Origin of the sequence: Pseudomonas sp. JV245A (assembly GCF_032424515.1) — a bacterium.
In the GTDB taxonomy this organism is placed as follows: Bacteria; Pseudomonadota; Gammaproteobacteria; order Pseudomonadales; family Pseudomonadaceae; genus Aquipseudomonas; species Aquipseudomonas protegens.
On record NZ_VYKE01000061.1, the window covers coordinates 1 to 19648 of the forward strand.

Below are 19648 nucleotides of genomic sequence, written 5' to 3' on the forward strand. Positions count from 1 at the left end.
TGGCGCCGCTGGCAGCGAACATTCCGCTGTGCGCCCTGGCGGCGATCCTGTTCGTGGTGGCCTACAACATGAGCGAGCTGCACCACTTCAAGCGCATGCTGCAACGGGCCCCCCGGGCCGATGTGGCGATCCTGCTGTGCACCTTTGTGCTGACCGTGTTCAGCGACCTGGTGATCGCGGTGAACATCGGCGTGGTCCTGGCCATGCTGCATTTTCTGCGGCGCATGGCCTCCTCGGTGGAAGTGCAACAAGTGGTGGAACAGGATCTGCAGCAGGAACTGCACCGCAGTGGCCAACTGCACCTGCCACCGGGCGTGCTGATCTACACCATCGAAGGGCCGTTGTTCTTTGGCGCCGCGGAGACCTTCGAACGGGCCCTGGCCCAGACCCACAGCGACCCGCAGGTGCTGATCATCCGCCTCAAGCATGTGCCGTTCATGGACATCACCGGGCTGCAGACCCTGGAAGAAGTGATAGGCCAGCTGCACAAGCGCGCGATTGTGGTGAAGCTGTGCGAAGCCAACCTCAAGGTGCACGGCAAGCTGGAGCGGGTCGGCATCCTGCACGCCATCGGCGCGCAGAACTATCACCGCGACTTGAGCGAAGCGCTACAGAGCCAAATCCCCCCTGCCTTCCCACCACCACTCTCGTAGAAGCTGGCTTGCCAGCGAAGGCAATGCCGAGGGCCGTGCAAGGCTTGAGGGCCTCTTCGCCGGCAAGCCGGCTCCTACGGGGGTATGCGGTGGCTTGGGTCCGTAGGAGCTGGCTTGCCAGCGAAGGCGATGCCGGGGGCGATACAAGCCTCAGGCGAGGCTTTTGCTCACCACCTCGAACACATCGCTGGACAGCTCGCCGGAGGCGCGGATGCGCTCCAGTTCGCCTTTCATCAGTGCCTGGCGGGCACTGTCGTATTTGCGCCAGCGGGTCAGCGGCGCCAGTTGCCGCGAGGCAATCTGCGGGTTGAAGCCGTTGAGCTGGATCACCAGGTCCGCCAGGAAGCGATAGCCCGAACCATCGGCGGCGTGGAAGTTGATCAGGTTCTGCCCGGCAAACGCCCCCACCAGCGCCCGCACCTTGTTCGGGTTCTTGATGTTGAACGCCGGGTGCTGCATCAGTGCCTTGACCCGCTCCAGGCCACCGGGCAACGGGCTGCCGGCCTGCACGCTGAACCATTGGTCCATGACCAGGGCGTTGTCCTTGAAGTTCTCGGCGAATACTTCTAGGGCCTTGGCCTTCTCGGCCTCGAACGGCGAGTTGACCAGGACCGCCAGGGCGGTCAGGCGCTCGGCCATGTTGTCGGCGCTGTCGAACTGTTCGATGGCCGCAGCCAGCACCTCGGGCTTGTGGGTCAGCATCAGGTACGACAGAGCGATGTTCTGCAGCGCGCGACGGGCAAAATGCTCGGACTCGGCCACATAGGCGGTGGCCTTGGACACCTGCCGATTGGCCTGATAGCGCTTCCACAGGGCATCGAACAGACTGTCAGCCAGTTGCTGACGGGCAAACTCGCGAGCCGCGTGGATCGCCTCGACATCCGCCACTTCGCTGATCTCGGTGAGGTAGGCCTCGCCCGGCAGGGACAGCATTTCGGCGACCATGGCCTGATCCAGGCTGTCATCGGCGAGCACAGTGCCCAGGGCAGCCACCAGACGTTCGTCCATCACCAGCGCCCGGCCCTGTTGGTGCTGGGCGATCAGTTCCTGCAACACCTGCACCGACAATTGCTGGCCGGCGTCCCAGCGGTTGAAACCGTCGCTGTCGTGCTGCATGAGGAACATCAGCTGGTCACGGTTGTAGGGGAAGCTCAGCTTCACCGGAGCCGAGAAACCCTGCAGCAGCGAGGGCAGCGGATGTTCGGCGATGTCGACGAAGGTAAAGGTCTGCTCGGCCTCGGTCACCGACAACACGCGGGACGAGCCCTGGGCGGCGGCTTCACCAGCCAGGCGCAAGGCCATGTCGGCACCGGTGCTATCGAGCAGGCCCAGGGCCACCGGAATCACGAACGGCAGTTTTTCAACCTTGTCCGGGGTTTGCGGGCAGCTCTGGCGGAAGGTCAGGCTGTAGGTTTTCGCCGCTGCGTCGTAGGACTCGCTGACCGCCAGCCGCGGCGTACCGGCCTGGCTGTACCAGCGCTTGAACTGGGTCAGATCGACGCCGTTGGCGTCTTCCATGGCCTTGACGAAGTCGTCGCAGGTCACGGCCTGGCCGTCATGGCGTTCGAAGTACAGGTCGCTGCCCTTACGGAAGCCTTCGGCACCGAGCAAGGTGTGGATCATGCCGACAACTTCCGAACCCTTTTCGTACACGGTCAGGGTGTAGAAGTTGGAGATCTCGATAAAGCTTTCCGGACGCACGGCGTGGGCCATGGGGCCGGCGTCTTCGGCGAACTGGTGGGTCCGCAGGTACGCCACGTCCTGGATGCGCTTGACCGTGGCCGAGTTCATGTCCGCGGAGAAACCGGCGTCGCGGAACACTGTGAAACCTTCCTTGAGCGACAGCTGGAACCAGTCGCGGCAGGTCACCCGGTTGCCCGACCAGTTATGGAAGTATTCGTGGGCAACGATGGCCTCGACCCGCTGGTGCGCGGCGTCGGTGGCGGTTTCGGCACGGGCCAGCACGGCGCTGGAGTTGAAGATATTCAGGCCCTTGTTTTCCATGGCGCCCATGTTGAAGTCGTTGACCGCGACGATCATGAAGATGTCCAGGTCGTACTCGCGGCCATAGGTCTCTTCGTCCCAGCGCATGGACTTCTTGAGGCTGTTCATCGCGTGCTGGCACTTGTCGATGTTTTCCGGCTCGACATAGATGCGCAGCGCCACGTCGCGACCGCTCTGGGTGCGGAAGCTGTCTTCCACGCACCACAGGTCTCCGGCCACCAGGGCGAACAGGTAGGCCGGTTTCATGAACGGGTCTTCCCAGGTCGCCCAGTGCCGGCCGTCTTCTCCCGGGCCGCTGGCGATCGGGTTGCCGTTGGACAGCAGCACCGGGTAGCTGTGCTGCTCGGCCACCACGGTGGTGGTGAACTTGCTCATCACGTCCGGGCGGTCGAGGTAATAGGTGATCTTGCGAAAGCCCTCGGCCTCGCACTGGGTGCAGAACATGCCACTGGACTTGTACAGGCCTTCCAGGGCGGTGTTGCTTTCCGGGTGGATGCGCACGCTGGTGTCCAGGGTGAAACTGGCGCTGGTCGGGTGCAGGGTCAGGTGGCTGTCGTCCAGCTGGTAGTCGCTGGCACTCAGGGCCTGATCGGACAGGCTCACCGACAGCAGCTCCAGCTGTTGGCCGTCCAGCACCAGGGGCGGCAGGCCGGCGCCTCGGGCCGGGTTGCGACGCATCACCAGCTGCGCATGGACCAGGCTGTGGTCCTCGAACAACTCGAAGGTCAGGTGGGTCTCGTCGATCAGGTACTCGGGGGCCTGATAGTCCTTCAGGTAGATCATCTTCGGTTGGTCGGTGCGCATGGCGAATTCCTTCTACTGATGCACGGCGAGCTGGTACGCCGTGTATTTGCGAATGTTGATCACGCCGGTGTCGAAGATCAGGTACTGGCCCTTGATCCCCAGCAACGTGCCTTCGGCGATCGGATTCTTGTCCAGGTTGAAGCTGACGATCTTGGTCGGGTACTCCACGACCGGATAGCGGATTTCCAGAGGCTCGATATCGGTCACCGGCTGGATCGCCTGCAGGCCGAAACGCTCCTGCAGGGCCAACAGGCCCTCGGCGCAGGCGGCGAACAGCTGCTCGCGCACTGCCACCAGGTCCACTGCCTGGGCATCACCCTTGAGCAAGGCGCGCCAGTTGGTCTTGTCGGCCACCTGGGAACGGAACAGGTCTTCGACGAAGCCCGATTGCTGGCGGGTCGCCACGCGCATGATCGGCAGCGCCTGGCTGGCCCCCTGGTCGAGCCAGCGGGTCGGCAGTTGGGTGGCGCGGGTGATGCCGACCTTGATCCCCGACGAGTTGGCCAGGTAGACCACGTGGTCGGTCATGCAGAACTGCTCGCCCCATGACGGATCGCGGCAAGTACCGGCGTCGTAGTGGCAGCGTTCCGGGCTCATGATGCAGATATCGCACTGGGCCAGCTTGGTCATGCACGGGTAGCAGTAACCCTGGCTGAAGCTGGTCTTGGTCTTGCGCCCGCAATGGCTGCAATGGATCGCACCCAGGTATTCCAGGCGCAGCGTGGTGCCGATCAAGGGGTTGACCGGTACCTCGCTGTCGCCCAGGCGAAAAGCGTATTCAACGTTCGACCCGTCAAGGCGCGCCGACATTTTACTGATGGAACCGCGGCCAATCTCGATCAATGGATGGCATCCGACTTGAACAGGATGTTCGGCACCGGCGCCGACTTCGAGGCGCATTCCTGCGGGCCCATGTAGCCGGTACGTTGATCCTCGGGCAGATTTTGCATTTCCCAGGCGATCATTGCCTGCAGGGACAGTTCACGCTGCTCGGCGGTGAGCTTGCGGCCATCGGACCATTTGCCGATCTCTACCGCCAGTTTCAGGCTCTGGTAGATCTCGGGGGTGATGTTTTCGATCATTTCAACAAAGGACGACATACAAGACTCCAGCGTTTAAAGGGCCCGTCGGCGGCTATACAAGCCGCCCAACAGGCCGGTGAGGCATCCGATAAGCAACCCGCCAACGTGGGCGGCGTTGGCGATTTCACCGAAACCGATCATCGAGACCAGCCCGGACAGGCACAGCAGCAGCCACACCAGCATCATCACCAGCACGCCCCGGGGCAGGCGGTAGATGGGGTTGGGGGCCAGCAATTGATAGATCCAGCAATGCCCGAGCAGGCCGTAGAGCACCCCGGACAGGCCGCCGAACAGGGTCGGCCCGCTGAAGTAGTACTGCGCGTAATTCGACACCAGGCTGAACAGCAGGGTCAGGCCCAGCAGGTTGATGCCGCCCTGGCGCATTTCGATGCGCCGCCCCAGCTCCCAGTACCACATGCCGTTCATGGCGATATGCAGGAAGCCGAAGTGGATCAGCATCGGCGTCACCAGGCGCCACCACTGCCCCGCTGCCAGGCTGTCGGCCAGGGAGCTGAACTGGATGTAGTCGCCAACCACGCGGAACTCGAGGAAGGTGAACCAGCTCAGGGTCTGCAGGTTGTCGCCGAGCAAGGTGATACCGCATACCGCCAGGCTCAAGAGCAGGATCAGCGCGGTGACCGGGCTGCTGCGCAGTTGCTGGACGAAGCCGGGGCGCGCCGGGGCACTGGCCTGGGGAATGTCCAGTTGCTGATCGGGGTCGCCCTGGGGAAAGCGCTGGTACAGGCCACGCACGTCCTCGCTGATGGATTCCGGCACCCAGAGCACCTGCTCCCCCGCCTCCTCGCTGACCCGGTGAGGCACCTGCATGCGTTGCAGCAGCTTGACGAAGCCGCTCAGGTCCGTCGCCAGGGGCAGGCGCAATACCGCTACCGCACTCATCGCACTACCTCGGGCCGTTCAACGTCGACCCAGACAAATTTATTTGGATCCAGGCGGGTTTCCTGGTCCAGCCGATACGCGGCGAGCTTGCCGTAGAGAACCGCGCTGTAGTCCAGGCACGCCAGGTTGGGACGGATCGGCGCCGGCTTGCCGCTGCGCCAGTAGTGCCCGACGAACAGCATCGGCTCCTCGGCGCCATAACGCAGCAGGCTGTTCTTCTCGGCCGGGGACAACGGCGTGCGGGCCACAGGCTCGGGCAAGGCGTCGGGCTGGAACACGATGTCGCCGTAGGTCTGCGGGTCGTCTTCCCAGAACTTGGTACGGAAGAAGGCGCGGGTCAGGCCGTCGCCGCTGGTCATGGTCAGGCCATGGGGCAGGCGCATGTCGGTGCCCCGCAGCAGGCGGTCGAAGGCGGTACAGGCAAAGCTGTCAGGAATGGCCGCGGACTGCAGGAACTCGCGGTCGATGCAGCCGTTGGGGTACTGCTGACGCAGCGGCGCGATCAGGCCGGCATCCCAGCAGGCGTGCACCACGCGAAAGCGCCCGGCGTCGACAAACAGCGGCAACTCATAGAACCACTGCAGGAAATCGTGCCAGTCACCCGGGTGCTGTTCGAACTGGGTCAGGGTCTCGTGGATCAGCCGGGCATGGCGCGGGGTGTGCTCGCGCACGAACTGCTTGCCGCTGCCTTCGGCCGCCGGAGTGCTCCAGCCCAGGGCATTGAACTCGTGGTTGCCCATGATGCACAGGGCCTGACCGGCCTCGACCATGTCGTGGACGATGTGCAGGGACTCACGGATACGCGGGCCGCGGTCGATGATATCGCCGAGGAACACCGCCATGCGCGACGGGTGCCGCCAGACGCCGGCCTGCTTGTGATAACCGAGCCGATCCAGCAAGTGCTCCAGGGTCAGGGCGCAACCGTGCACGTCACCGATCAGGTCGTAGCTACGCGCGGGATCGAGCATCAGTCGCCTCCACCGCCCAGCCGGCTGCCCCAGCCGAGTTTGGTCCGGCAGACCTCGTAGTAGTTGTGGTCCAGCGGGTGGATCAGGCGCAGTTTCTGCGCCTTCTTGCTGACCGTGATGGTGTCGCCCGGGGCACAGGTGAAATGGTTCTGCCCGTCACAGGAAACTTGCGGATAGATCTGCATATCTTTGGACACGACGATTTTCAGCTCGCTGTTGCCATCGACCACGATCGGTCTTCCCGACAAGGTATGGGGGTACATCGGCACAATCACAATGGCATCCAGCTTGGGATGCATGATCGGCCCGCCGGCGGACAGGGCGTAGGCCGTGGAACCGGTGGGCGTGGCGACGATCAGGCCGTCGGCCTTCTGGCTGCAGACGAACTGGCCGTCGATGTAGATCTCGAACTCGATCATCCGCGTCGACTTGCCCGGGTGCAGCACCACATCGTTCAGCGCATCGCCCTGGCCGATGGCCTCGGCATGGCGGCGCACCTCGGCCTGCAGCAGGAAGCGGTTCTCTACCAGGTAGTGGCCGTCCAGCACCTCGGCGACCTTGACCTCCAGCTCGTCGGGGCGGATGTCGGTGAGAAAGCCCAGGCTGCCGCGGTTGATCCCCAGCACCGGAATGTTGTGCCGCGCCAGGGCCCGGGCGGCGCCCAGCAGGCTGCCGTCGCCACCGACCACGATGACCATGTCGCAGACCTCGCCCAGCAACTTGCGCGAGGAAGTCTGCAGGCCGTGGCCGGGCAGCACTTCGGCGATGGTGTCCTCAAGGATCACGTGCAGGTGCCGCGCCAGCAGAAACTTTTTCAGTCGGCGAACTGTGTCCAGCACCTGGGAACTGCCCAGGCGACCGATAATGCCGATATTGCGAAATTGCTCCATGGGGCTCCTGCGGGGTTCGGGTACGGGCGAAACGGAGGATTATGGGCGAAACCCGGCGTTAGACAAAATCCTTTCAGCCACACGGGCTTAGCCAGCCCTGCCGCAACTGCGAGTGGCACGCATTTATCGCGATCGGCCCGGGTTTGCGTCTATGCTCGCAAGATGCTCCTGTTCCCTGATCTGCTCGGCCTTCCCCGCCAGTTGCGTCAACCTGAAGTCCGCGACCTCGCCTGGGTCATCCTCGCGCCGCCGATGCTCAGCCACACGCCCTGGCCACAGCGCCACCCACTCGCCGGCAGCGACTGGGTCCAGGCGCCGCAACTGCTGGCCCACTGGCTGCGCTGCCAGGACCTGGACAGCCGCGCCCTGCGCCAGTGGCTGGCCGAGGGCCCGACCCGGCGCCTGGGCCTGTATTACGAACGCCTCTGGCAATTTGCCGTCCGCCACGCCCCCGGGGTCGAGCTGCTGGCGGCCAACCTGCCAATCCGCCGCGGCGGCCACACCCTGGGCGAACTGGACATGCTGCTGCGCGACCGTGACGGCGTGCACCACCTGGAACTGGCGATCAAGCTGTACCTGGGCCCCCAGGCCGGCAATGGCCAGGACAGCGCCCAATGGCTGGGCCCCGGCTGCCATGACCGCCTGGACCGCAAGCTGGCGCACCTGGATGGGCACCAACTGCCGATTTCCGCCCGGGACGAAAGCCGCGAAGCCCTGGCGGCACTGGATATCCACCAGTTCAGCGCGCACCTGTGGCTGGGGGGCTACCTGCTGTACCCCTGGCCGGGTCGCGCCGAACCGCCCCAGGGCGCCCACCCGCAACACCTGTGCGGGCGCTGGCTGCATCAGCGCGACTGGCCGGCATTTTTCGCCCAGAGCGCCCCGGGGCGCTGGCAGCCCCTGCCCCGCCACGCCTGGCTGGCGCCGGCCCACTACCCGGCCGAGCAGGCCTGGACCGCCACGCAACTGCAGCAATGGCTGGCGGAACTTGCCCCCCAGGCCCCGGCGCAGTTGCTGGTACGCCTGGAGCAAACCCCTGAAGGCGGCTGGGAAGAAGCCGAACGCCTGTTCCTGGTGGCCGATCTCTGGCCCCACGTCCCCCCGCAGCCCTCCTGACAATCTGCCGCAGGAGCGGACTTGCCGGCGAAGACGCCCCTATGCGGCAAGCCGGCGCCTACATCAGAGACAGGCGCAGCGCCAGGGCCGCCAGGGTCGCCAGCAACACCGGCAGCGTCAGCACGATGCCGACCCGGAAGTAGTACCCCCAGCCAATGTGAATACCCTTGCGCTCCAGTACATGCAGCCAGAGCAGGGTCGCCAGGCTGCCGATGGGGGTGATCTTCGGCCCCAGGTCGCTGCCGATGACGTTGGCGTAGATCATCGCGTCCTTGACCACCCCCGTGGCCTGGCTGGCATCGATGGACAAGGCGCCGATCAGCACCGTCGGCAGATTGTTCATCAGCGATGACAAGCCCGCCGTGAGCAACCCGGTGCCCAGGGCCGCGCCCCAGATCCCGCCGCCGGCAAAGGCATCCAGCCAGCCGGCCAGGTACGCCGTGAGCCCGGCATTGCGCAGGCCGTACACCACCAGGTACATGCCCAGGGAAAAAATCACGATCTGCCAGGGCGCTTCCCTGAGCACCTTGCGCGTGGAGATCCGGTGCCCGCGGGCGGCAATCGCCAGCAGCAGCGCCGCGCACACCGCGGAAATAGCGCTGATGGGAATGCCCAGCGGCTCCAGGGCAAAACAGCCCAGCAGCAGGATCAGCAACACCCACCAGCCGGCCATGAAGGTCGCCCGGTCATGGATGGCGCTGGCGGGCTCGGCCAGTTGTCGGGGTTCGTAATCCAGCGGGATATCGCGGCGGAAGAACCACAGCAGCACCACCAGGGTGGCGGCCACGCTCACCAGGTTGACCGGCAGCATCACCAGCGCATAACGGTTGAAGCCAATCTTGAAGAAGTCCGCGGAGACGATGTTCACCAGGTTCGAAACCACCAGCGGCAGGCTCGCGGTGTCGGCAATGAACCCCGCGCCCATGACAAAGGCCAGGGTCGTGGCCGGTGAAAAGCGCAAGGCCAGGAGCATGGAAATGACGATGGGGGTCAGGATCAGCGCGGCGCCGTCATTGGCGAACAGCGCCGAGACCAGCGCCCCCAGCAATACCATGAAGGCAAACAGCCGCCTGCCCCGCCCTCGCCCCCAGCGCGCCACATGCAGCGCGGCCCAGGCAAAGAACCCGGCCTCGTCCAGCAGCAGGCTGATGATGATCAGCGCGACAAAGGTACCGGTGGCATTCCAGATGATCTGCCAGACCACCGGGATATCCGCCCATTGCACCACCCCGAACAACAGCGCCAGGGTTGCGCCGAACACGGCGCTCCAGCCAACGCCCAGGCCCTTGGGCTGCCAGATCACCAAGGTAATGGTCAGCAGGAAAATCGATACGGCAATCAACATGAGAGAGGGTCTTGAGTATGCAGGAGCCGGCTTGCCGGCGAAGGCGCCCCACGGGACTCAAGGGCCTCTTCGCCGGCAAGCCGGCTCCTGCGACAGCAGGGAATGGTGGGGAATCAGGCCTTGCGTTGCTGCTCGACCCACTGCCCGTAGGCGTTGATGAAGCCCTGCAGGAACGGCCGGGTTGCTTCGGACAGTTTGCCGGCCTCGTCGAATGCCGAGCCAGCGCCACCCAGGTAGGCCTCGGGCTGCTGCATGCAGGGCACATTGAGGAACACCAGGGACTGGCGCAGGTGGTGGTTGGCGCCAAAACCGCCAATGGCCCCCGGAGAAACGCTGATCACCGCCCCCGGCTTGCCGCTCCAGGCACTTTTACCGTAGGGCCGCGAGCCGACGTCGATGGCATTTTTCAGCGCCGCCGGTACCGAGCGGTTGTATTCCGGGGTAACGAACAGCACCGCGTCGGCGCCGCTGATCTGTTCGCGAAAACGGGTGTAGGCCGCCGGTGGCGTGGCATCGATGTCTTCGTTGTAGAGCGGCAGGTCACCGATCTCGACGATGTCCAGCTGGAGGCTGGCAGGCGCCAGCTCGGCCAGGGCCAGGGCGACCTTGCGGTTCAGGGACTGCTTTCTCAGGCTGCCGACCAGTACTGCGACCTTGTAGACATTGCTCATGGGAGTTTCCAACCGTTGGCGTAAAGAAGGTGTTAGTTATAGATGACCCGAGGTGATGTCTGCTACCCCACCCCGATAATTCCCAAGCCATGGCCTGTTGCCAGCGAGCCCGCGATAACGAGGCTGGCACCGGTAGCGGATTATTTTTTTCCCGGGGTAAAACTTCCCCTGGGGACACCGGGTCTACACCACCGAATTTGCGTGTTTTATCTCCAGAGGCTCTAAAGAATGGCAGCAGTACTTGTCGGACAATTCCATGCAAGAGATGCCGAGGGACGGGTGTACTCAGTGCACGAATTCCAGGAATCCATGCCCCCGGAGGACGGCGCGGCCGGATCGGAGCCCGTGACCACCTACCGCCTGGCCATCGGCGACAGGGTCAAGAAACTCGATGACAACCAGTTCCTGCTGGTGCAGTCGGATGTAACCATCGTGCGCGAGCCCGAGACCTATGTAGCTCAGTGATTCTGCGCGAGCATCATCGCCAGCTGTTGTGTCGCCACACTTGGGTTAGGATTCGTTGCTTGACCCCTCGACGGCTGGAGATGGACTTCAAGCATGCGTTTACGTCATATCGAAGTGATTCAGGCGCTCCTGCAAACCGCTCACCTGGGCACTGCCGCCGAACTGCTGCAACTTTCGGTGGCCGAGGTCGAGGCCCTGCTGCGCGACGCCGAGAGCCAATTGGGCTTCATGCTGTTCGCCAGTGTTCGCGGCCGTTTGCAGGCCACCCGTGAAGCCCGGGAGCTGCAGGGAGCCATCACCCGGGTGTATGACGCTTTCGAGCCCGTGCAGCGCCTGGCCGACAGCCTGAGGTTCCACCAGGCGCCACCGCTGCGCCTCGTCGGCACCCCGCCGCTGGTTCAGCAACTGCTACCCCAGTGCATCGCCGCCCTGCGCCGGCGCTTCGCCGACACCCCTTGCAGCCTGCTCGGCCAGAGCACCCGGGACATGGTCCACAGCCTGCTGCTGCGTGACTGCGATCTGGGCCTGAGCCTGCACGATCCGCAGCACCCGGACATCCACAGCCAGGCCCTGGCCCAGGGCAAGCTGTTTCTCCTGGCGCCCCACGGCTGGCTGCAACCCAAGCAGAAATACGTCGCCCTGCAGGATCTGGCCGGCCAGGCCATGGTCGGCCTGGAGGGCCAGGACCCGCTGAGCGTGATGCTTGCCAACAAATTGCAGAACCTGCGCCCCAGCCCGGTGATCCAGACCCGGGTGCAGACCTATCAGATGATGCGCAGCCTGGTGGAAGCCGGCGAAGGTCTGGCCATCGTCGACCCCTTCACCGCCGTCGGCGCCCGCAGCGCCGGGCTCGATGTGAGCCCGCTGTCGCCCCCCATCAGCGTCACGCTGTACGCCTTGCGGCGCCACGGCAGCGACAGCTCGCCGCTGACCACTGCCCTGCTGGAGCTGCTCACGGAACAGGCCGAGGCCCTGCTGGCAGGTTAAAGCGCCGGCCCCTCCAGCTCATTGGCGAACAGCCGGTACCAGAAGATCGCCACCTCGGCGGTCTGCGGGTCGATACCGCGGTAACGCAGGTGGTCCACGCCCCCTACCACATAGCCGCATTGCTCGTAGAGACGGCAGGCCCCCAGGTTGTTGTTCTGGGTTTCCAGCATCATCCCCGGCAGTTTTTTCCTGCGGCTCCAGAACTGCGCCACATCCAGCAGCGCCCTGGCTACCCCGTGGCGCCGGGCCGGCGCATGCACCGCCAGCTCATCGATATGGGCGTAACCGTTCCAGTTGGTGCTGACCACCACATGGCCCACCGGCTGGTCGTCCAGATAGGCCATGAAGATCTCGCTGTCCGCGGCATTGCGGTAGCTGCTGAACTCCTCCGGGTCGATGCCATAGCATTTGCGATAGGGCACGATCCGTCGCAGGGCCCAGTCCGCCACCGGTACTTCGCGTTCGGCCACGGCATAGGCGCTGACCTCGAAGCTGAAGTCGCTGCCCCAGATATAAGCGGCAAAGCCCTCATCGGCGACTCGCACCGCCAGGCCCGGATAACGGGGATTCACAACAGGTTGCATGGCCGGGAAACTCCTCATGCCTTGATGCAATCGACGGTGTACTGGCGCCCGTCGCCCAGATCGTCATGCTGCAGCCCGTGCACATCGGCGACAAACCCCGGGAAACTGCTGTCAAAGGCCCGGGCAAAGGCCAGGTAATCGATGATCGAACGGGTGGAATCGGTGAAACGCTCGCCCGGCATGATCAGCGGAATGCCCGGCGGATAGGGCACCAGCATCACCGCAGCGATACGCCCCTGCAACTGATCGATGGAAACCGCCTCGACCTCGCCCCGCACCAGATGGTCATAGGCATCGGCAGGCTTCATGGCCACCTCCGGCAGCACCGTGTACATGCGCTTGAGGTGCTTGGCCGTGGCGTTGCTGCGGTAGCAGGCGTGCAACTGGTCGCACAGGTCCTGCAGGCCCATGCCCTGGTAGCGCTGCGGGTCCTGCCCGGCCACGCTGGGCAGGCAGCTGGCCAGGCTGACATTGGCGTCGTAGTTGCGCTTGAACTCCAGCAGTTCGGTGAGCAGCGTGCTCCACTTGCCCTTGGTGATGCCCATGGAGAACAGCACCAGGAACGAATAGAGCCCGGTCTTTTCCACCACCAGCCCGCGCTCCCAGAGAAACTTGCTGACCACCGCCGCCGGGATCCCGTGCTCGCTCAGGGCGCCGCCCGCGGTCAGGCCGGGCATGACCAGGGTCACCTTGATCGGGTCCAGCAGCACATAGTCATCGGTGACCCCGGCAAAACCGTGCCACTCGCCTTCAGGTTCCAGCAGCCAGTCCTCGGTGCGCACCTGGTCGATGCCCTCGACCCGCTCCGGTTGCCACACCGAGAACCACCAGTCATCGGCGGCGATGTTCTGCCGCAGGTTGGCCAGGGCCCGGCGAAAGCTCAGGGCCTCGTCGAACATTTCCTGCAGCAGCGAGCGCCCTGCCGGTCCTTCCATCATCGCCGAAGCCACGTCCAGCGAGGCGATGATGCTGTACTGCGGCGAGGTGGAGATATGCATCATGAAGGCTTCGTTGAAGCGGTCGCGGTCCAGTTGCCGGGCGCCGCCATCCTGCACGTGAATCATCGAGGCCTGGCTGAAGGCCGCCAGCAGCTTGTGGGTGGAATGGGTGGTGAACACCAGCGGGCTGTCGGCGCTGCGGGACGTGCCCATGCCGTAGCGCCCGGCGAAAAACTCATGAAAGGCCGCATAGGCGTACCAGGCTTCGTCGAAGTGCAGCACCTCGACACTGTTGCCCAGGCTCTGCTTGATCAGCTCGGCGTTGTAGCACAGGCCGTCATAAGTGGAGTTGGTGACCACCGCCAGCTTGACCCTGGGCGGCCGGCCGCGGGTCAGCGGGCTGGCATCGATCTTGGCCTGGATCGACTCGGCGCTGAACTCGCTCAGGGGAATCGGCCCGATGATCCCCAGTTCGTTGCGCTCCGGGCACAGGTACAGGGGAATGGCCCCGGTCATGATGATCGAGTGCAGCACCGACTTGTGGCAGTTGCGGTCCACCAGCACCAGGTCATCGCGACCGACCATGGAATGCCAGACGATCTTGTTGGCGGTGGAGGTGCCATTGATCACGAAAAAGGTGTGATCGGCGCCAAAGTTGCGCGCGGCACGGGCCTCGGCTTCCGCCAGCGGGCCGGTGTGATCCAGCAGCGACCCCAGCTCCGGGACCGACACCGACAGGTCCGAACGCAAGGTGTTCTCGCCAAAGAACTGGTGAAACGCCTGCCCCACCGGGCTCTTGCGATAGGCCACGCCACCGCCGTGCCCCGGGGTGTGCCAGGAATAGTTGGAGTCGGCGGTGTGCTGTACCAGGGCCTTGAAGAACGGTGGCAGCAAGCCATCCAGGTAGCCCCGCGCGGCCCGGGCCACTTGCCGGGCCAGGAACGGCACCGTGTCCTCGAACAGGTAGAGAATGCCCCGCAGCTGGTTGAGTTCGCTCATGGCGTCGGCGGGGGCGTTTTCCAGGGTCACCTGCTCGCCCAGGGCAAAGATCGGCAGCAGCGGCGCACGTACCCGCGCCAGGCGGATCAGTTCCACCATGTTCTGCAACAGGTGCTTGTTTTCCCCGGCCCCTTCGGCGGCGATCAACATGCAGGCCAGGCCGTGATGGGTCGAAGCCACCAGCCGACCTTCGGCATAGTCCACCGCGGAAAAGATGCTGAACCCGTCCTTTTCCAGTTCCCGGGCGATCCCCCTGACCCGGTCCCCCGCGACCGTATCGGCCTTGATGTCGCGATGCACGATCAGGATCGGAAACTGCAGGTCTTTATACATGGGGCTCAGTGTCCTGAAACGGCGGGCAGGCCCCGCCAATCAACTCAGGGTAGAAGCTGCGCACGCTTCGTGTCACCCCAGGCATGGGCTGGGTGTAACAAAACGTCGCTCTGGAACAATTGCCGGTCCATTCCCAGCCACGCCTGTAGCCGCTGCTGGGCCCGCGAAGCTGCGATAAGGAACGAAGGACCTTGCCTGGCGATCTCCCGCCAGGCAAGGCCCTTCGTTCCTCAATATCGCGGCGCCTCCTACGGCGCCGTTCGCCACCTGCGGCAGCGGCTACAGCAAAGGCTTACTGCTGGGTTTCGAGCAACTGGGTCCAGAGCGCCGGGGCACCGGCGGACTTGGCGATGATTTCCAGGCGCACCTGGTGCTCGGCCAGTTCGGCCGCGCTGGCCTGGATGATCCGCCCGCGCGGGCGATCGGCCGGCAAGCGGCGGATTTCCGAAGCCTGGCCGGCTCCCTCGCCAGAGCCGTTGCCGTCCGAAGCATTGCCCGCCAGGGACAGGCTGGTCTGGCCACCGGTCATGGTCAGGTAGACGTCGGCCAGGATCTCCGAGTCGAGCAAGGCGCCGTGCAGTTCACGGCCGGAGTTGTCGACGCCGTAGCGTTTGCACAGGGCGTCGAGGCTGTTGCGCTGCCCCGGGTGCCGCTCGCGGGCCATCATCAGGGTGTCGAGGATGGTGCAGTGCTGGGTGATGTCGGCCCGTTCGTGCTGGCCCATCAAGGCGAATTCGTTGTTGATGAAGCCAACGTCGAACGCCGCGTTGTGGATGATCAGCTGCGCGCCCTGGATGAAGTCGAAGAACTCGTCGGCGACTTCGGCGAAACGCGGCTTGCCCACCAGGAATTCGTTGGTGATGCCGTGGACGCCGATGGCGCCCTCATCGCTCTCGCGATCCGGTTGCAGGTAAACGTGGAAGTGCCGGCCGGTCAGGCGCCGACCGATCAACTCGACGCAACCGATTTCAATGATCCGGTGGCCGTCGGTCACCGGCATGCCGGTGGTTTCGGTATCGAGTACAACAGATCTGTTGGCCATCAGGGGTCAGTTCTCAACGGTGGAAGTGTTTCAAAGCGCGGGATTTTAGCACGCTCTGACGGCAGGACACCCATGGCGGATTCATCAGCCCCCAGCCTGTGCAGTTTTTAACAATCCTTAGCAAAGCTGCTGCAGTTCGCTGCAACGCAAAGCGCTAGGGTGCCCGACGATATTTTCCGCCGGACCCAGCCCTGCCATGACCCCCAGCAAAACCCGACTGGCCTGCGCGCTCTGCGCCTGCCTGTTCGCCGACCTCGTCCAGGCCAGCGCCCTGGTGATCAGCACCGACATCAGCATGAGCCTGACCCTGAGCTCAACCGAGGGCAGCTCCAAAGCCAGCAGCTCATTCAAGGACGACAAACTTGTGCTCGCCGCCCAGAGCGATGCCGCGGCCTTCGTGGCCAGCGCCGGCGAGATCCGTGGCGCCCGGTTGGAAGCCGCCCTGATGCACATTCGCCAGGTGCTCGGCGCCCCGCCCTGTAGCGACCTGCAACTGGCCAGCGCCATGCTTGCGCTCTGAGCCCCCAGGCGCATCCGCAGCTAATTCATCGCGCGCCCCAGCCGTTCCTTTATGCGAACAAGGCTATTGCGTTACCGTGCGGCCTCACCCAGGCGCGCGGGTGCTGATACCCGGCGTTGCACTCACCCCACAGGAACCGCCCTCCCATGCTCAAGACTCGACAGATGCTCCCACTGCTGCTGGCCTTGGCCTGCATCAGTGGCTGCTCTTCCCTTGCGCACACCGACAGCGACAGCCGACAACGGCCGCTGATCGTTGCCCATCGCGGCGGCGCCGCGGACTTTCCCGAGAACACCCTGCTGGCCATCGACAACGCCCTGCGCAATAACGTCGACATGCTCTGGCTGACGGTGCAACTCAGCCGCGATGGCGTACCGGTGCTGTACCGACCGGCCGACCTGAGCGCCAATACCCAGGCCACAGGCGCAGTCAACCAGCACACCCTGGCGCAGTTGCAGGCACTCAATGCCGGGTGGAATTTCAAGCAGACAGCAGCCGATGGCCAGGTGAGCTTTCCCTATCGCGCCCAGCCGGTAAGCCTGCCGTCGTTGCGTCAGGCGATGATGGCGATCCCTGAGTCGGTGCCGGTGATTCTCGACATGAAGGCCCTGCCGGCTGCCCCCCAGGCCCAGGCCGTCGCCCGCTTGCTGGAACAGCTGCACGCCTGGAACCGGGTGCTGATCTACTCCACCGATGCCGGCTACCAGCAGGCTTTCGCGCCCTATCCCCAGGCCCGGCTGTTCGAATCCAGGGACAGTACCCGGGACCGGCTGGCCAGCGTCGCCCTCGCCCACCACTGCAACGCACCACCTGCACCCGGCAGTTGGGTGGCTTTCGAGTACCGGCGCCCGGTGCAACTGGTCGAGACCTTTACCCTGGGCGAGGCGCGCTCCCAGGTCGATGCCCGGCTGTGGACGCCCGCTGCGGTGGATTGCTTTCAGTCACGGGGCAAGGTGCGGATGCTGGCGATCGGCATCAATACGGCCGAGGACTACCAGGCGGCTACTTGCCTGAAGATGGATGCGGTGCTGGTGGATTCGCCCCGTGCGACGGGGGAAATGAAGCAGCGGCTCGAACGGCCGCTGCCTTGTCGCTGATTGGCCGCTCAGGGCATCAGGGCTGCTTGTAGCCGCGGACCTCGTCGACACCGCGGTTGGCCAACTGGTCGGCCCGCTCGTTGCCGTGATGGCCGGTGTGGCCGCGCACCCATTTCCAGGTGACGTTGTGGCGGTTGACCTGTTCGTCGAGCTGCTGCCACAGGTCGGCATTCTTCACCGGCTCCTTGGCGGCGGTCTTCCAGCCGCGCTTCTTCCAGTTGGCCATCCACTCGTTGATGCCCTTCATCACATACTGCGAGTCGGTGACCAGCTGCACATCGCACTGGCGCTTGAGCTCTTCCAGGCCGCGGATCGCCGCCATCAGCTCCATGCGGTTATTGGTGGTGTTGGCTTCGCCGCCCCAGAGCTCCTTTTCGACGCCCTTGCACACCAGCAGCGCGCCCCAGCCACCGGGGCCGGGATTGCCCTTGCAGGCACCGTCGGTAAAGATTTCTACGCTATCGCTCATCCACGCCTTCCATCAGAAAATTGCCATTGGCCCGCCGACCGCCATCGACCGGGCCCAGGGCCGGGCTACGCCGGCCGGGAGTGTATAAAAAGAGGGTTTCAACAGTTCATCAAGGCTCGCTGTTGCGGCGGTTGACCTTGGCCATGGGCAGCGGTACCAGCTTGCCCATCGGCTCGCGCCGCACCTGGCGCACCGGGCGCAGGCCCACGGCGATCTTGCGCGCCACCAACAGGTAGAAGCCGCCGCCGGACAGTTGCCAGTGCCCGGCCCTGCGCTCCCAGCCGGCCAGCCGCGCCTGCCATGCCGTTGAAGCAAGCGGAGGACGATAGCACCCGAAGCGGCGTTTCTCCAGCGCGAAGCCCAGCAGGTTGAGCCAGTCGCCGACCCGCGACGGGGAGATGCAACGGGCCAGGCGCAACGCATCATGGGCGAACACATGGCGCAGGCCCCAGGTGCTCCAGGGGTTGATGCCGACAATCAGCAGATGCCCCCCAGGGCGCACGCTGCTGGCCGCCTCGCGCAGCAGGCCATGGGGCGACAGGCAGAAATCCAGGCCGTGCTGCAGCACCACCACATCGGCGGCGTGCTCGCTCAGGGGCCAGGCCTGCTCCTCGCAGACGATCTCCACCCCGGGCAATGGCGCGCCGAGACGCACGTTGCGTTGCACCTGGGGCGCCGCCGGCGGGGTTTGCGCCGAAGGCCCGTAGTGCACCAGGTAGCCACCGAAGAAACGCCCCAGTTCCTCTTCGAGCATGCGCCGCTCTTCATCCAGCAGAAATTGCCCCAGGGGGCCGGACAGCCACTCCCGGGCCGCACTGATCAGGGCCAGCCAGTCGGGATCTGCCTGAGCGAAGGCTTTATCGGTCATTGCATTCTCCAACACGCCAAGAAGCTCTAAGATGCGCCATTGTTTTCCGCTTGGCGAATCCGAAGATGATACAGATCAGTGCCCTGCCCGCCTTCACCGATAACTACATCTGGTTGTTACAAGATCATCGCAGCCAGCGCTGCGCAGTCGTCGATCCGGGGGATGCAGCGCCGGTACTGGCCTGGCTGGAACAGCACCCGGGCTGGGTGCTCAGCGACATCCTGATCACCCACCATCACCACGATCACGTCGGCGGCGTCGAACGCCTCAAGCAGCACAGCGCGGCCACGGTCTATGGCCCGGCCCGGGAAAAAATCCCGGCCCGCGACATCGGCCTCGAAGACAACCAGCGGGTCAGCATCCTCGGCTGGGAGTTCGAGGTATTCGCCGTGCCCGGCCACACCCTGGGGCATATCGCCTACTACCACCATGGCCTGCTGTTCTGTGGCGATACCCTGTTCGCGGCCGGTTGTGGCCGGCTGTTCGAGGGCACCCCGGAGCAGATGCACCACTCCCTCGGCCGCCTCGCCGCGCTGCCGGACGACACCCTGATCTACTGCACCCACGAATACACCCTGAGCAACCTGCGCTTCGCCCAGGCGGTGGAACCGGCCAACCCGGATATCGCCGAACGCCTGGCGAAGGTCACGCAGATGCGTGAGCAAGGGCGCATGACCCTGCCCTCGACCCTGGCCCTGGAGAAATTGACCAACCCGTTCCTGCGTACCGGTGAAACATCCGTTAAACAAAAAGCGGACGAACGGAATGGCCAGGATAACCAGTCGCAGAGTGCGGTCTTTGCGGCTCTGAGGGCTTGGAAAGATAAGTTCTAAGCAGGCTATCGATTGGTACAAAAATTCTGAATGGTTGACCGCACCCCGGGTGCTTTCTAGAATCGCCCGACATTTTTGCC

General features: G+C 64.5%; 20 protein-coding genes. 7 read left to right on the plus strand and 13 right to left on the minus strand.

Features of this window, described 5'->3' with window-relative positions; genetic code table 11:
• Window positions 1-653, plus strand: a 653-nt coding sequence (locus F6S12_RS17470; RefSeq protein ID WP_315869143.1) for a SulP family inorganic anion transporter, incomplete at its 5' end; no start/stop codon positions are given.
• 150 nt (window positions 654-803) lie between these two features.
• Here F6S12_RS17470 and pepN read toward each other — a convergent pair.
• From pepN to F6S12_RS17500, 6 genes are read right to left on the minus strand one after another with little or no spacing between them, the layout of a single operon-like run.
• Entirely contained in the window at window positions 804-3461 is a 2658-nt protein-coding gene (gene pepN, locus F6S12_RS17475) for an aminopeptidase N (protein ID WP_315869144.1), read from the minus strand.
• A gap of 12 nt (window positions 3462-3473) precedes the next feature.
• Window positions 3474-4304 carry a DUF2797 domain-containing protein gene (locus tag F6S12_RS17480; protein ID WP_041118465.1) on the minus strand — a complete coding sequence of 277 codons (831 nt, stop codon included), beginning with the start codon at window positions 4302-4304 and terminating at the stop codon, window positions 3474-3476.
• Complete coding sequence (locus tag F6S12_RS17485; protein ID WP_011061566.1) at window positions 4301-4561, minus strand: YeaC family protein; 261 nt, start codon at window positions 4559-4561, stop codon at window positions 4301-4303. Before F6S12_RS17485 ends, F6S12_RS17480 begins: the two co-directional genes overlap by 4 nt.
• Before the next feature lie 15 nt (window positions 4562-4576).
• The gene (locus tag F6S12_RS17490; RefSeq protein ID WP_041118467.1) at window positions 4577-5443 is read right to left on the minus strand and encodes a rhomboid family intramembrane serine protease; all 867 of its coding nucleotides are present in this window, start codon (window positions 5441-5443) and stop codon (window positions 4577-4579) included.
• A complete protein-coding gene (locus F6S12_RS17495) occupies window positions 5440-6414 on the minus strand; it encodes a metallophosphoesterase (protein WP_210458779.1) in 975 nt (324 codons plus the stop codon). Before F6S12_RS17495 ends, F6S12_RS17490 begins: the two co-directional genes overlap by 4 nt.
• Entirely contained in the window at window positions 6411-7301 is an 891-nt protein-coding gene (locus F6S12_RS17500; RefSeq protein WP_007920913.1) for an NAD(+) kinase, read from the minus strand. Before F6S12_RS17500 ends, F6S12_RS17495 begins: the two co-directional genes overlap by 4 nt.
• Before the next feature lie 162 nt (window positions 7302-7463).
• On the opposite strand from F6S12_RS17500, the gene F6S12_RS17505 reads away from it, so the two are divergent.
• The gene (locus F6S12_RS17505; protein ID WP_015635810.1) at window positions 7464-8417 is read left to right on the plus strand and encodes a DUF1853 family protein; all 954 of its coding nucleotides are present in this window, start codon (window positions 7464-7466) and stop codon (window positions 8415-8417) included.
• A gap of 58 nt (window positions 8418-8475) precedes the next feature.
• Here the strand turns inward: F6S12_RS17505 and F6S12_RS17510 are convergent, their stop codons facing one another.
• Both F6S12_RS17510 and F6S12_RS17515 read right to left on the minus strand, forming a co-directional pair.
• Complete coding sequence (locus tag F6S12_RS17510) at window positions 8476-9762, minus strand: arsenic transporter (protein WP_315869145.1); 1287 nt, start codon at window positions 9760-9762, stop codon at window positions 8476-8478.
• A gap of 113 nt (window positions 9763-9875) precedes the next feature.
• On the minus strand, window positions 9876-10433 hold the full coding sequence (locus tag F6S12_RS17515; RefSeq protein WP_011061571.1) for an NADPH-dependent FMN reductase: 558 nt from the start codon (window positions 10431-10433) through the stop codon (window positions 9876-9878).
• Window positions 10434-10661: 228 nt separating this feature from the next.
• On the opposite strand from F6S12_RS17515, the gene F6S12_RS17520 reads away from it, so the two are divergent.
• Window positions 10662-10898, plus strand: a complete 237-nt coding sequence (locus F6S12_RS17520) for a hypothetical protein (protein ID WP_011061572.1) — start codon at window positions 10662-10664, stop codon at window positions 10896-10898.
• Between the two features lie 93 nt (window positions 10899-10991).
• Window positions 10992-11885, plus strand: a complete 894-nt coding sequence (locus tag F6S12_RS17525) for a LysR family transcriptional regulator (RefSeq protein WP_265577111.1) — start codon at window positions 10992-10994, stop codon at window positions 11883-11885.
• On the opposite strand, the gene F6S12_RS17530 is transcribed toward F6S12_RS17525, so the two are convergent.
• From F6S12_RS17530 to dnaQ, 3 genes are all read right to left on the minus strand, one after another.
• Window positions 11882-12469 (minus strand): GNAT family N-acetyltransferase, encoded by a 588-nt coding sequence (locus F6S12_RS17530; protein ID WP_015635812.1) that lies wholly within the window; start codon window positions 12467-12469, stop codon window positions 11882-11884. The two genes, F6S12_RS17525 and F6S12_RS17530, sit on opposite strands and share 4 nt — an antisense overlap.
• A 14-nt stretch (window positions 12470-12483) precedes the next feature.
• Window positions 12484-14739, minus strand: coding sequence for an Orn/Lys/Arg decarboxylase N-terminal domain-containing protein (locus F6S12_RS17535; protein ID WP_015635813.1), 2256 nt, complete (start codon window positions 14737-14739; stop codon window positions 12484-12486).
• A 292-nt stretch (window positions 14740-15031) separates the two neighbouring features.
• Window positions 15032-15781 (minus strand): DNA polymerase III subunit epsilon, encoded by a 750-nt coding sequence (gene dnaQ / locus F6S12_RS17540; RefSeq protein ID WP_315869146.1) that lies wholly within the window; start codon window positions 15779-15781, stop codon window positions 15032-15034.
• Between the two features lie 196 nt (window positions 15782-15977).
• Between dnaQ and F6S12_RS17545 the strand changes: the two genes are divergently transcribed.
• Window positions 15978-16301, plus strand: a complete 324-nt coding sequence (locus tag F6S12_RS17545) for a DUF2388 domain-containing protein (protein ID WP_011061577.1) — start codon at window positions 15978-15980, stop codon at window positions 16299-16301.
• A 146-nt stretch (window positions 16302-16447) separates the two neighbouring features.
• Window positions 16448-17398, plus strand: a complete 951-nt coding sequence (locus F6S12_RS17550; RefSeq protein WP_236184781.1) for a glycerophosphodiester phosphodiesterase family protein — start codon at window positions 16448-16450, stop codon at window positions 17396-17398.
• Between the two features lie 16 nt (window positions 17399-17414).
• On the opposite strand, the gene rnhA is transcribed toward F6S12_RS17550, so the two are convergent.
• Complete coding sequence (rnhA, locus tag F6S12_RS17555; protein WP_011061579.1) at window positions 17415-17867, minus strand: ribonuclease HI; 453 nt, start codon at window positions 17865-17867, stop codon at window positions 17415-17417.
• A 109-nt stretch (window positions 17868-17976) separates the two neighbouring features.
• Window positions 17977-18735 (minus strand): methyltransferase domain-containing protein, encoded by a 759-nt coding sequence (locus F6S12_RS17560; protein WP_015635818.1) that lies wholly within the window; start codon window positions 18733-18735, stop codon window positions 17977-17979.
• Between the two features lie 65 nt (window positions 18736-18800).
• Between F6S12_RS17560 and gloB the strand changes: the two genes are divergently transcribed.
• Window positions 18801-19568: a hydroxyacylglutathione hydrolase gene (gene gloB / locus F6S12_RS17565; protein ID WP_053151892.1), complete on the plus strand. Its 768-nt coding sequence runs from the start codon at window positions 18801-18803 to the stop codon at window positions 19566-19568.
• Window positions 19569-19648: the final 80 nt, after the last annotated feature.

Bases quoted from the DNA above. Each gene is read 5' to 3' on its own strand.
- pepN (WP_315869144.1), bottom strand. From the start codon at position 3,461: ATGCGCACCGACCAACCGAAGATGATCTACCTGAAGGACTATCAGGCC.
- F6S12_RS17485 (WP_011061566.1), bottom strand. From the start codon at position 4,561: ATGTCGTCCTTTGTTGAAATGATCGAAAACATCACCCCCGAGATCTAC.
- F6S12_RS17490 (WP_041118467.1), bottom strand. From the start codon at position 5,443: ATGAGTGCGGTAGCGGTATTGCGCCTGCCCCTGGCGACGGACCTGAGC.
- F6S12_RS17500 (WP_007920913.1), bottom strand. From the start codon at position 7,301: ATGGAGCAATTTCGCAATATCGGCATTATCGGTCGCCTGGGCAGTTCC.
- F6S12_RS17505 (WP_015635810.1), top strand. From the start codon at position 7,464: ATGCTCCTGTTCCCTGATCTGCTCGGCCTTCCCCGCCAGTTGCGTCAA.
- F6S12_RS17510 (WP_315869145.1), bottom strand. From the start codon at position 9,762: ATGTTGATTGCCGTATCGATTTTCCTGCTGACCATTACCTTGGTGATC.
- F6S12_RS17515 (WP_011061571.1), bottom strand. From the start codon at position 10,433: ATGAGCAATGTCTACAAGGTCGCAGTACTGGTCGGCAGCCTGAGAAAG.
- F6S12_RS17520 (WP_011061572.1), top strand. From the start codon at position 10,662: ATGGCAGCAGTACTTGTCGGACAATTCCATGCAAGAGATGCCGAGGGA.
- F6S12_RS17525 (WP_265577111.1), top strand. From the start codon at position 10,992: ATGCGTTTACGTCATATCGAAGTGATTCAGGCGCTCCTGCAAACCGCT.
- F6S12_RS17530 (WP_015635812.1), bottom strand. From the start codon at position 12,469: ATGCAACCTGTTGTGAATCCCCGTTATCCGGGCCTGGCGGTGCGAGTC.
- F6S12_RS17535 (WP_015635813.1), bottom strand. From the start codon at position 14,739: ATGTATAAAGACCTGCAGTTTCCGATCCTGATCGTGCATCGCGACATC.
- dnaQ (WP_315869146.1), bottom strand. From the start codon at position 15,781: ATGGCCAACAGATCTGTTGTACTCGATACCGAAACCACCGGCATGCCG.
- F6S12_RS17545 (WP_011061577.1), top strand. From the start codon at position 15,978: ATGACCCCCAGCAAAACCCGACTGGCCTGCGCGCTCTGCGCCTGCCTG.
- F6S12_RS17550 (WP_236184781.1), top strand. From the start codon at position 16,448: ATGCTCAAGACTCGACAGATGCTCCCACTGCTGCTGGCCTTGGCCTGC.
- rnhA (WP_011061579.1), bottom strand. From the start codon at position 17,867: ATGAGCGATAGCGTAGAAATCTTTACCGACGGTGCCTGCAAGGGCAAT.
- F6S12_RS17560 (WP_015635818.1), bottom strand. From the start codon at position 18,735: ATGACCGATAAAGCCTTCGCTCAGGCAGATCCCGACTGGCTGGCCCTG.
- gloB (WP_053151892.1), top strand. From the start codon at position 18,801: ATGATACAGATCAGTGCCCTGCCCGCCTTCACCGATAACTACATCTGG.